Raw genomic sequence first — 10,193 nt, forward strand, 5'->3', positions numbered from 1 at the left:
CAGGAATCGCGGCCCGCGACCCTGTCGAAGCCGTCGATCGGATCGAGCGCAGCGCTCGCGTGGCTTAGCCGCAGCATGCGCGCATCGTCGGTTCCTACGTAGATGTCAACTGCAACGGCCATACAGCAGGAGAGGTCGAACTCGCTAGTAGCGACGGTTGTCCATTCGCCGCCGGGTGGACGCCTACGGAGCGAATGTCCGTCGACAATGGCCAGGGCTCCGCCGCGCCCGTCGGGTGCGAGCCCTCTAACGGGTAGGTTCGTAAGCTCGTGGGTGAGGTTGTCACCGATAAGTGCGAACAGGCCGTCTTCCCACGTTGAGATAAGTATGGTTTGTCGCGTCACGGACTACTTTGCCCATGTAACCACATCAAACCATGCGGCAAGGCAACGGCGGCGTAGTCGATGTGAATCGCTCGGCGATGGCTTGGGTTAACTGAAGCTGAAGACGTGTGCAGGAGCAGCGGTTTCATCAGAAGCACCCCGCCTCGGTGCCACGGGACTAACAGTTTGCACCTGGAGTCTGTCGGGCGAGTCCCAGGATTTCTGGGCAGGTCGCTAAGTCGGTGACGGAGGGTACCGCTTGCAGTAAGTTGCGAATCGCGTATGCACCGCGCTTTGTAGCGCAGGATTCTTCGCCGACTTGCGACATCGTGAGGGCGAGGCTTCCAATCAGACCAGCCAACGAATCTGAATCAATGAAGTCCGGAATCACGGCGAACCCATTCACGTTGACCTCGGTCCGATAATCGATCACTTCCTTACGATAAGTCGCAAGATCGCCCGTCAAACAGGTGAGCCAGTAACCTGATGGGGGGCTCGACTCAGTCCGGATAAGGGACTAAAATCACCTTCGAAGGAGCAAGACACCATGGCCCAGACGACTGCTACACAACGAGCCGTTGACCAGACTTCCGAGAAGACCGCCATTCACCCATTCCATGTGAATGTTCCGGAAACCGAACTGACCGAACTGCGCAGGCGCATCAACGCGACAAAGTGGCCTGAACGCGAAACGGTGCCTGATGCGTCGCAAGGAGTACAGCTCGCGACGATTCAGGCGCTGGCGCACTATTGGGCGACAGATTACGACTGGCGCAAGATCGAAGCGAAACTGAACGCCCTGCCGCAATTCATTACCGAGATCGACGGGCTGGACATCCACTTCATCCATGTCCGTTCGAAGCATGAAAATGCGTTGCCGCTGATCGTTACCCACGGGTGGCCCGGCTCGATCACCGAACAGATGAAGATTATCGATCCGCTGACCGATCCCACCACGCATGGCGGAGATGCATCCGACGCGTTCGATCTCGTGATTCCGTCGATGCCCGGCTACGGTTTTTCCGGCAAGCCGACCACGACCGGGTGGGACCCCGCCCACATTGCACGCGCCTGGACTGTGCTGATGAAACGGCTGGGATACACGAAATTCGTCGCGCAGGGCGGCGATTGGGGCGCCGTCATCACCGAACTGATGGGCGCGCAGGCGCCGCCGGAGTTGCTGGGCATTCACACCAACATGCCTAACGTGATTCCGCTCGACATCGATGGGCAGGCCTTTTCCGGCAAGCTGGCGCCGGCGAATCTCTCGGCCGACGAGAAGCTGGCTTATGAGCGGCTAAGCGTCGTCTACGCGAAGGGCATCGGCTACGGCTTCCAGTTGGGGTTGAGGCCGCAGACGATGTACGGAATCGCGGACTCGCCCGTCGGCTTGGCCGCTTATTTCCTCGACCACGACGCGCGCAGCTACGAGATGATCGCCCGTGTATTTGCGGGAGGGAGCGAAGGCCTCACGCGAGACGACGTGCTCGACAACATCACGGTCGCCTGGTTGACAAATACGGCGCTCTCAGGGGCCCGTCTCTATTGGGAGAACAAAGGGGCGTCGTTCTTCGCCGTCAAAGGCGTGGTGGTCCCGACGGCCGTGAGCGTCTTCCCCGATGAACTCTATCCTGCTCCACGGAGTTGGGCGGAGCGGGCGTATCCCAAACTGATCTATTACAACAAGGTGGAGAAGGGCGGCCACTTCGCGGCGTGGGAACAGCCGAAGCTCTTTTCAGAGGAGGTTCGCGCGGGCTTCAGATCGCTGCGAGACTAGCGGACGGGGTCGGCGCGCGAATCTGGTGCACGGTAGCAGCCCGAGCTGCGGGTCCAGGGAGATTCGGGCTGCTACCTCCTGGCAGATTGAGGCGCCAAAGGAAATCATTTATTTACAACGCGTCGTCCGCCGGAAAGAACTCCTCGCTTCCGTCATATTCCCCTAAGCTATAGACAAAAGCTGTGTCCAGCCGATGCGAACCCACACTTTCAACATTGTCGTTGAGCCGGACGAAGACCGCTTGCACGTACTGCCCGGCTCTTCATGACAAGGGCGCTGCGACATGGGGCCACACCCGCGAAGAAGCGCTGCGGAGCCCTCTAACGGGTAGGTTCGCAAGCTCGTGGGTGAGGTTGTCACCGATAAGTGCGAACAGGCCGTCTTCCCACGTTGAGATAAGTATGGTTTGTTGCGTCACGGATAGGTTGGCTTCCTAGTCAGTCAGGACGATCTTCCCGTGGGTATGGCCCTGCTCTAATTGCCGGAAGGCCGATCGGACCTCAGCCAACGGGTAAGTGGCCGCGATCGGTATTTCTAAGTCACCGGAGGCGAGCAGTTGCGCGAGTTCCTCAAGTACCGCGGCGTTCATTGCGCTCTGACTTCCTTCTGCCTTCGTCCCGTATTGCTTTGCTGCATCGAAATCAATAATCGTGTTGGTGCGGGCGGGATCAATTCCCAGATCAATCGCGAGCTTCACGTACCCGTGTCCGTGGGTATCAATGAAGGCTGTGACGCCGACCGCTCGGAGCCGGTCGCTCAAGTCGTCTCCATAGGCTAGCGGCTTGACTCCGTGAGCGTTCAGCCACGCATGGTTAGATGGGCCCGCGATGCCGATTACTTCCGCTCCGGTTCGTTTTGCAAGCTGGACGGCAATCGATCCTACACCTCCGGCCGCGCCTGACACCACGACCGTGTCGCCCGCCTTCAAAGACACGGCTCGCACCGCGGCATAAGCTGTACTTCCGGCAACTGGCAATGCACCAGCTACTTCCCAGGGAACGTTCAATGGTTTCTTGATTAGATTTTGAGCTTCGGCGATTACATACTCGGCATGGCTGGCGCGAAAGTTCGTAAAGCCGATGAGCTCATCGCCCGATGAGAAGCCCGTGACGTCAGCGCCGACCTTGATCACTACACCTGCGAAGTCGCTTCCCTCGCCCGAAGGAAACGAGGCGGGGAACCGGGTGTGCAGGAGTCCCTTTCGGATGGACGCTTCTCCCGGGTTGATGGAAGCAGCCTTCACTTTGAGGCGGACTTGTCCAGGCGCCGGGTCGGGTATGGGCACGTCGACCACCTGCAACACGTCAATGTCGCCGTAGTGGTCGAATCGCACCGCTTTCATAGTTGCCGGTTCGGTTTGCAGCATGGTTCATCCTTTCAACAAGCTTTGCGACCACAATAAACCAAGCGGAAGGCCAACGGCAGCGTAGTCGATGTGAATTACCCGCCGATGGCTCGGGCTCACTGAAGCCGAAGACGCGTGCAGGAGCAGCGGTTTCATCAAAAGTACTCCGCCGCGCCTGACCGCGCAACTCACCGGATCGATTTCAGCCCGTAGGGACGTAATCTTGTCAGCGTTCAGCCTGCCGAAGCGGTGGGTCCCTGGGAGAACTCGAAGCGGACCGTTTCCTTCCTCGCAATCATCGAGGTGAATTCGTATCGCAAGCATGCGTTCGAGAATTGATACCGGCGGTTGCACACTCAAGACTCCTGCCTTAGCGGTCCATGGTCCGAAACCATCAATATCAACTCGCTCCTTCACGCTGATCGTTAAGTCTTGGTGCCAGGGAACTAACCAGTTTGCATCTGGAGTCTTGTCAAAGAGCGTCGCTTTTACTGGCGCGGCGACGCTACCCAAGAGATGTTGGGCGAGGTTGAAGATTCCTGGGCAGGTTGCTAAGTTAGCGACGGAGGGTACCGCTTGGAGTAAGTTGCGGATCGCGTAGACACCGCGGTTCCGACCGCAGGATTCCTCGCCGGCTTTTGCAATCGCGAGGGCGAGACTTTCTAACTCGTCTAGATCAAGGAGGTCCGGAATCACGGCGAAACCATGCGCAGCGAGGTCGGTGCAATAATCGCTCACTTTCGTACGATAGATCGCGAGATCGCCGCGCAGCCAGTCCTTCGGCCTCGCTCTCCGTTCTCGAGATCACTTGCCGCGTGGTATGGTAACCGGTATGGCGACGACCAAAATCACGATCACGCTGGACAACGAGCAGCTAAGCGACGTTCGCTCGCTGGTTGCAGCCGGCCGGTCGCCAAGCGTTTCGGCATTCGTCAAGCACGCTGTTGGGATCGCTTTAAATGATGCGGAGGGTTGGAAAGAAATGCTAGACAGCGCGCTCCGTCAAACGGGCGGCCCACTCACGAGTAAAGAGCGGGCATGGGCCGACGGCATTCTCTCTCCCGCGCAACGCAAAAGACACGTCAGAAAGGGAAAGGCCGCTTGAGCGGTGTCACGTTGGATGCCGGCGCGCTTATTGCACTGGACCGCGACGATCGCCGCGTGATTGCTCTGATCGCTCGCACTGCCGAGCGCGGCATGCGGGTTACCGTGCCGGCGACCGCATTGGCACAAGCGATTCGCAACCCTGCCAGACAGTCGCGACTCGCGCGAATGGTTCGCCAACCCTCGACCGATGTCATTGCGATGCAAGGGCCGGATGCAACTGCCGTCGGGATTATGCTGGCCCGGACCGGGACGGCCGATATTGTGGACGCGCATGTTGTTCTTTGCGCTCGCCGGGCCGGCCAATCGGTCGTCACCAGCGACCCGAGCGATCTGCGGCGGATAGCTCCTGAAATGAATCTGGTTGTTGTCTGATGGCGCGCGTGGCGTAACACGCAGCCAATCGTTCCACTTCCGCCCGCGTGGGTGCAGAAGCCTGGCGGGGTGACCGTCTTACGTCGGAGCGCTCAAGCTGGTCTGGATCAAGGAGGTCCGGGATCGCGCGGCGAAACCATTTGCAGTGACGTCGGTCCTATAATCAATTACTCCCGCAGTTCCCGTCACATTCCGCTAAACTATGGGCAAAGCTGTGTTCGATTGATGCGAACGTACACCTTCAACATTGTCGTTGAGCCGGACGAAGACCGCTGGCACGCGTACTGCCCGGCTCTGCATGGGAAGGGCGCTGCGACGTGGGGTCGCACGCGCGAAGAAGCGCTGCGGAACATAGAAGAGGTCGTTCGCCTGGTTATGGAAAGCATGGTCGAGCACGATGAACCTTTGCCGGAATCGCTCCGGGGCGAGGTCGAGGTGACCGTCGAGCCGCGCGTCGCTGTCACCCTCTGACCGTGGCGATCGAGTACGGGCCGCTCCGCGGGACCACGGCTCGCGAGTTGATTTCGGCTCTCGTCCGCGACGGATTTGTTTTTGACCGCGGAAGCGGCTCGCATCAGATCTATCGCCACTGCGACGGGCGCCGCGTAACCGTTACATTCCACGGCTCCGGCGACACATTTGCCCCGAAAACCTTCGAGTCGATGATCGAAACAGAGGCCAAATGGGCAGAGGAAGATCTGAAGCGGTTGAAGCTGATCAGATAGCCGCCATTCGTTCCACTTCCTCCCGCGCCGGCGCCGAAGCCTGTGCGCCCATCCTTGTCACCGATATCGCCGCGGCGGCATTCGCAAACCGGATCGCCTCCGCCATCGCTCGATCCTCGGCCAACGCAACCGCTAGCGCCGCATTGAACGTATCGCCCGCGGCCGTCGTATCCACTGCCTCCACCCGGAAACCCGGATGATGACCACTCTCCGAAGCCGACTGCAAGAACGCTCCCTGCTCACCCAGCTTCAGGATCACCGTTCGAGGTCCGAGCGCTCTCACGCGCGAAGCCAGCTCCGCCGCTTCCCCAGCCTCAATCCTCCGCGCCGGTTCACCAAGCAACCCCAGCGCCTCCGACTCGTTCGGAGTCAACACATCCACGTTCTCAAGCAACTCGCGCCCGAGCGGCTGCGCAGGAGCTGGATCGAGGATCGTCAACGCCCCTTCCTCGCGCGCAATCCGCAGAGCAGCCGCAACCGTATCCAGCGGCGACTCCAACTGAAACAGCACCACGCGCGCCCCACGGAACACGCGACGCATCGCTTCGACATCGCTCGCCGGCAAATCCATATTCGCCCCGGAGGCGACCACGATCGAGTTCTCGCCCGACGCTTCCACCGCAATCAACGCAACTCCAGTCGGCTGCGTTCGCGAATGGGCGACCGTGCTCACGTCAACTCCCGCCGCTGAAAGGCTTGCTTTGAGATGATCGCCGAAGAGATCCTGCCCGACGCGGCCCACCATCCGCACGCGCGTTCCTTCGCGCACGAGCCGGCCCGCGGCACATGCCTGATTCGCTCCTTTACCGCCCGGGATCATCTGGAAGTTGCGCCCCAGCACGGTCTCGCCGGGCGCGGGGAGTTTCTTCACCGCCACCACGAAGTCCATGTTCAGACTGCCTACGACTACGATCGAGGCGTCCATCGGCTAGCGCGCGAAATCGATGCCGAGCTTTTTCAGCTCTTCAGTGTAGTAGCGCTGGTGCAGCAGATCCCATTCCTCGCTGCCTTCCGGGATGTCCCGTTTAATGGAGCGCACCTTATCGCGCGCGGCGCGGTCCACCTTCTCCTCGGAGCTAAGGATCTCGGTGACGACTTTGATGATTTCCAGCCGGATCTCATTGACGTCGCGCTTCAACCGCAGCTCGCGCGATTTCTTCAGCGCCGCCACTAACTTATGGGAAATGTCGGTGACCTTATCGCGCGAAAGCTTCATCGCGTCGCCGGTATCGCGCCCCGAAGCCCGTACCATCTTGCGCTGCGCAATCAACGTGTTCTTGGAGCGGCGAAACATCTCCTGATAACTCACGCCTTCTTTGCGCATGTAATCGGCGTAATCGTCAAGAATCGCGCGCACTTCGTCGTTTAATCGATCTTCCGCGGTTAATTCCTGCAGAAACATATCCGCCGATATTTCGGCAACACGCTGCGGAACTGCGGTATCGATCATACCCGGAACAAGGCGCTGCATGATGCGGCGGCCGATATACGTTACAAACTCCCTGGGAAGCAGCAATTAAGCCAGTTTAGCAACGCAGCGCATTTGCTTACGTTTCCGAACGTAGACTCAACAGCACGCCGCAGAGCATGAAGCCGCCGGCCAGAAAGGCCCAGAAGTTCTCGAGATGTAAGCCGATTAATCCGGTCGCGATCGGCGGCGAGAGGATCTGCGCGATCGATTGCAGCGACTGCGTGATTCCCAGAACGGCGCCCTGCTCCCGCCGGCCCGCTTTCCGGGTAATCAGACTGGTTACCGGGGCGCGCACCAGCCCCGAGCCCATGCCGAGACCGCCCGCGGTGGCAATCATCGCCGCCGTATTGTGAACCAGCGCGATGGCGACCCCCGCGACGCCCGCCGACAGAAAACCGGCGCGCGCAACTAATCGTTCACCGAATTTATCGACTAGCAAGCCAAGCACTTTGCCCTGCAGCAAAATTCCGAGTAAACCGACGGCCAACAGAACGTGACCCACTTCCGTCGGGCCGTAATGCAAACGCGCCTGCGAGAACAAGGCGAACCCCGCGAAAAACGTCGAAAAGGCGAACGCGAAAGCCAGAAACTGCAGAAACAGATTCCCCAAACCCGGCCGGCGCAGATATTCGAGGTACACCCCAGGGTGAAAAATATTCGCGCGCTCGGGATGGTCTGTGCGAGTTTCCGGCGGAACACCTTCCGGGTAAGGCGGATTTCGGGGTAAAAGAAACGTCGTGCATAAAATACTTGTGAACGACAACGCGGCAGCCGCGAGGATCGGCCAGGTGTAGCTGCCGCGGGCCAGTTCGCCTGAGATTCCGGGCCCAATCGTGAACCCGACGCCGAACGCGATTCCAATGACGGCGAACGACTGCGCACGCTTCTCGGGCACCGTGACATCCGCGATGTAAGCCTGCGCGAGCGACAGGTTACCGGCTGTGATCCCGTCAATGATTCGCGAGACGAATACCAGCCACAGTTGATGTGTGGCGGCCAAAAGTAGAAAGCCGGCGAGCGTTCCGGCCTGGCTGATGAGGAGCAGCGGCTTGCGCCCATACCGATCCGACAAGCGCCCCAGAATCGGCCCGGCGATGAGCTGGCAAAGCGCGTAACTGGAGAGCAGCAAGCCCACCGTGAAATCGTTCGCTCCCATTTTCTCCGCATAGAACGGAAGCAGGGGAATGATCATCGTGAAGCCGAGAATATCGACGAACACGATGAGGAAGATGGGCAGCAGCGGGGAACGGCGCACTTAAAAATTCACGATCGCGGCAAAGGATTGCGGGTCGAGGCTCGCGCCTCCGACCAGTACACCATCGATTTCTTCCTTGGCCATCAATGACTTCACGTTCTCCGGCTTCACGCTCCCGCCGTAGAGGATGCGTACTTTCGCCGCGGCATCTTCTCCGAAGCGCCGGCGGGCTTCTTCGCGGATCATGCGGTGGGCTTCTTCCGCAATCTCAGGGGTGGCCGTCTTGCCGGTTCCGATGGCCCAGACCGGCTCGTACGCGATCACGATTTGGGCGAACTCTTCGGGCGCGAGCGGACCGATCCCGCCTTGGAACTGCTCTCGCAGCACGCGTTCGGTTTGTCCGCTCTCGCGTTCGCCCAGGCGTTCGCCCACGCAGACAATCGGATTCAACTGGGCCTCCAGCGCAGCTTTCGTTTTGCGCGTGACGTCTTCTTCGGATTCGTTGAAATACTCGCGGCGCTCGCTATGCGCGATGATCACGTGGGTGCAACCGACGGCGTGGATCATCGGTCCCGACACTTCACCTGTAACCGCGCCTTCTTTGCCCCAGTACAGATTCTGCGCTCCGATTTTCACCTGCGATCCTTGCGCCTCGGACACAGCGGCTTCCAGGTTCGGAAACGGCGGACAGAGCACGATCTCGCGATCGGCAACGCCATTCACGAGCGGCAGGAACTTCGCGAAATACGCGCGCGTATCTTTGGCCGTCTTGTACATCTTCCAATTGCCGGCCATTACTGGAATCCTCATACGATGTCTGGTAAAAAGCTGGTCCCTTTCTCAATTTCAGTATTGAAATTCGCAGCAACAGTCTGGCCCGTGTCGGATAACGTCGTGCGCGTGCCCAGGTTCACTCCTTCAGCTCGCGAAGTGCTCCACGCCAGCAGCGGGACATACTCGCGGCTGTGATCCGTCGACGGCGTTGTCGGGTCGCATCCGTGATCGGCCGTGATCAGCAGCAGATCGTTCGGCGTCAGCTTCGCAGTGAACTCGGGCAGCCAGCGATCGAATTCTTCCAAAGCCGCACCATAGCCTTCCACGTCGTTTCGATGCCCGAAGTTCTGATCGAAATCCACAAGATTCGTAAAAATCAAACCGCGTTCGAGTTCCGCGAGAGCCGCGGCGGTTTTCTGCATCCCGTCCGCGTTGCTCTTGGTCTTGACGTGTTCTTCAATGCCGCGCCCTAGAAAGACATCGAAGATTTTGCCTACGCTGTAAACCTCGACTCCGGCGTTTTCGAGCTTGTCGAGCAGCATGCCTTGGGGCGGCGGGACGGCGAAGTCCTTGCGATTCTCGGTCCGTCGAAAAGCGCCAGGGGATCCATTGAAAGGACGGGCGATCACCCGCCCCACCTCGTTCGGCCCGCGCAGGATTTCCCGGGCCGTCTCGCAGATCTTGTCGAGTTCCCACAGCGGGATCACATCTTCATGCGCCGCCACTTGGAACACACTATCGGCCGAGGTGTACACAATCGGCGACCCGGTGCGCAGGTGTTCCTCGCCCAATTCCTTGATGATCTCGGTTCCGGACGCGGCCTTGTTCCCGAGGGACGACCGCCCGATCCGCCGTTCGAACGGGTCCATAATTTCAGGCGGAAAGCCGTTTGGAAATAGCGGGAAAGGATGCTGCAAATGGATGCCCGCCATCTCCCAATGCCCTGTGGTTGTATCTTTCCCGGGCGACGCAAGAGCGGAGCGCCCATAAGCGGCCGACGGGTGCGCAGCGGGCGCGAAGCCTTCGACCGGCTTCAGATTCCACAGCCCCATCGCGGCCAGATTGGGCAGCTTCAAACCGCGCCGCCGCGCGATATTACCCAAA

13 protein-coding genes are annotated in these 10,193 nt (G+C 59.7%); 4 read left to right on the forward strand and 9 right to left on the reverse strand.

Going from position 1 to position 10,193, the window contains the following annotated elements; all coding sequences use genetic code 11:
• Together H1Y01_RS15865 and H1Y01_RS15870 are read right to left on the reverse strand one after the other, a co-directional pair.
• The coding region (locus H1Y01_RS15865) for a hypothetical protein (protein ID WP_180541485.1) at nt 1-344 on the reverse strand (344 nt) is incomplete at its 3' end.
• A gap of 157 nt (nt 345-501) precedes the next feature.
• Nucleotides 502-789, reverse strand: coding sequence for a hypothetical protein (locus H1Y01_RS15870; RefSeq protein WP_180541486.1), 288 nt, complete (start codon nt 787-789; stop codon nt 502-504).
• A gap of 81 nt (nt 790-870) precedes the next feature.
• Between H1Y01_RS15870 and H1Y01_RS15875 the strand changes: the two genes are divergently transcribed.
• Nucleotides 871-2,100 carry an epoxide hydrolase family protein gene (locus H1Y01_RS15875; protein WP_180541487.1) on the forward strand — a complete coding sequence of 410 codons (1,230 nt, stop codon included), beginning with the start codon at nt 871-873 and terminating at the stop codon, nt 2,098-2,100.
• Nucleotides 2,101-2,533: 433 nt separating this feature from the next.
• Here the strand turns inward: H1Y01_RS15875 and H1Y01_RS15880 are convergent, their stop codons facing one another.
• Together H1Y01_RS15880 and H1Y01_RS20130 are read right to left on the reverse strand one after the other, a co-directional pair.
• Nucleotides 2,534-3,466 carry an NADP-dependent oxidoreductase gene (locus H1Y01_RS15880; protein ID WP_219341606.1) on the reverse strand — a complete coding sequence of 311 codons (933 nt, stop codon included), beginning with the start codon at nt 3,464-3,466 and terminating at the stop codon, nt 2,534-2,536.
• A 3-nt stretch (nt 3,467-3,469) separates the two neighbouring features.
• Entirely contained in the window at nt 3,470-4,183 is a 714-nt protein-coding gene (locus H1Y01_RS20130) for a phytanoyl-CoA dioxygenase family protein (protein ID WP_180541488.1), read from the reverse strand.
• Between the two features lie 300 nt (nt 4,184-4,483).
• On the opposite strand from H1Y01_RS20130, the gene H1Y01_RS15890 reads away from it, so the two are divergent.
• From H1Y01_RS15890 to H1Y01_RS20135, 3 genes are all read left to right on the forward strand, one after another.
• A complete protein-coding gene (locus tag H1Y01_RS15890; protein ID WP_180541489.1) occupies nt 4,484-4,924 on the forward strand; it encodes a PIN domain nuclease in 441 nt (146 codons plus the stop codon).
• 225 nt (nt 4,925-5,149) lie between these two features.
• Entirely contained in the window at nt 5,150-5,395 is a 246-nt protein-coding gene (locus tag H1Y01_RS15895; RefSeq protein WP_180541490.1) for a type II toxin-antitoxin system HicB family antitoxin, read from the forward strand.
• Between the two features lie 2 nt (nt 5,396-5,397).
• Entirely contained in the window at nt 5,398-5,649 is a 252-nt protein-coding gene (locus tag H1Y01_RS20135) for a type II toxin-antitoxin system HicA family toxin (RefSeq protein ID WP_180541491.1), read from the forward strand.
• Here H1Y01_RS20135 and rbsK read toward each other — a convergent pair.
• From rbsK to H1Y01_RS15925, 5 genes are all read right to left on the reverse strand, one after another.
• Nucleotides 5,642-6,574 (reverse strand): ribokinase, encoded by a 933-nt coding sequence (rbsK, locus tag H1Y01_RS15905; RefSeq protein WP_180541492.1) that lies wholly within the window; start codon nt 6,572-6,574, stop codon nt 5,642-5,644. The two genes, H1Y01_RS20135 and rbsK, sit on opposite strands and share 8 nt — an antisense overlap.
• 3 nt (nt 6,575-6,577) lie before the next feature.
• The gene (locus H1Y01_RS15910) at nt 6,578-7,165 is read right to left on the reverse strand and encodes a DUF507 family protein (RefSeq protein WP_180541493.1); all 588 of its coding nucleotides are present in this window, start codon (nt 7,163-7,165) and stop codon (nt 6,578-6,580) included.
• Nucleotides 7,166-7,196: 31 nt separating this feature from the next.
• The gene (locus H1Y01_RS15915; RefSeq protein ID WP_180541494.1) at nt 7,197-8,375 is read right to left on the reverse strand and encodes an MFS transporter; all 1,179 of its coding nucleotides are present in this window, start codon (nt 8,373-8,375) and stop codon (nt 7,197-7,199) included.
• A complete protein-coding gene (gene tpiA, locus H1Y01_RS15920) occupies nt 8,376-9,110 on the reverse strand; it encodes a triose-phosphate isomerase (RefSeq protein ID WP_219341607.1) in 735 nt (244 codons plus the stop codon).
• Between the two features lie 11 nt (nt 9,111-9,121).
• A partial coding sequence (locus tag H1Y01_RS15925) for a phosphopentomutase (RefSeq protein ID WP_180541496.1) occupies nt 9,122-10,193 on the reverse strand: 1,072 nt, incomplete at its 5' end.

Source organism: Nevskia soli (assembly GCF_903970205.1).
GTDB lineage: Bacteria > Acidobacteriota > Terriglobia > Bryobacterales > Bryobacteraceae > Bog-113.

Coding starts and splice junctions, on each gene's coding strand:
- H1Y01_RS15875 (WP_180541487.1), top strand. CDS start 871: ATGGCCCAGACGACTGCTACACAACGAGCCGTTGACCAGACTTCCGAG.
- H1Y01_RS15880 (WP_219341606.1), bottom strand. CDS start 3,466: ATGCTGCAAACCGAACCGGCAACTATGAAAGCGGTGCGATTCGACCAC.
- H1Y01_RS15890 (WP_180541489.1), top strand. CDS start 4,484: ATGGGCCGACGGCATTCTCTCTCCCGCGCAACGCAAAAGACACGTCAG.
- H1Y01_RS15895 (WP_180541490.1), top strand. CDS start 5,150: ATGCGAACGTACACCTTCAACATTGTCGTTGAGCCGGACGAAGACCGC.
- rbsK (WP_180541492.1), bottom strand. CDS start 6,574: ATGGACGCCTCGATCGTAGTCGTAGGCAGTCTGAACATGGACTTCGTG.
- tpiA (WP_219341607.1), bottom strand. CDS start 9,110: ATGGCCGGCAATTGGAAGATGTACAAGACGGCCAAAGATACGCGCGCG.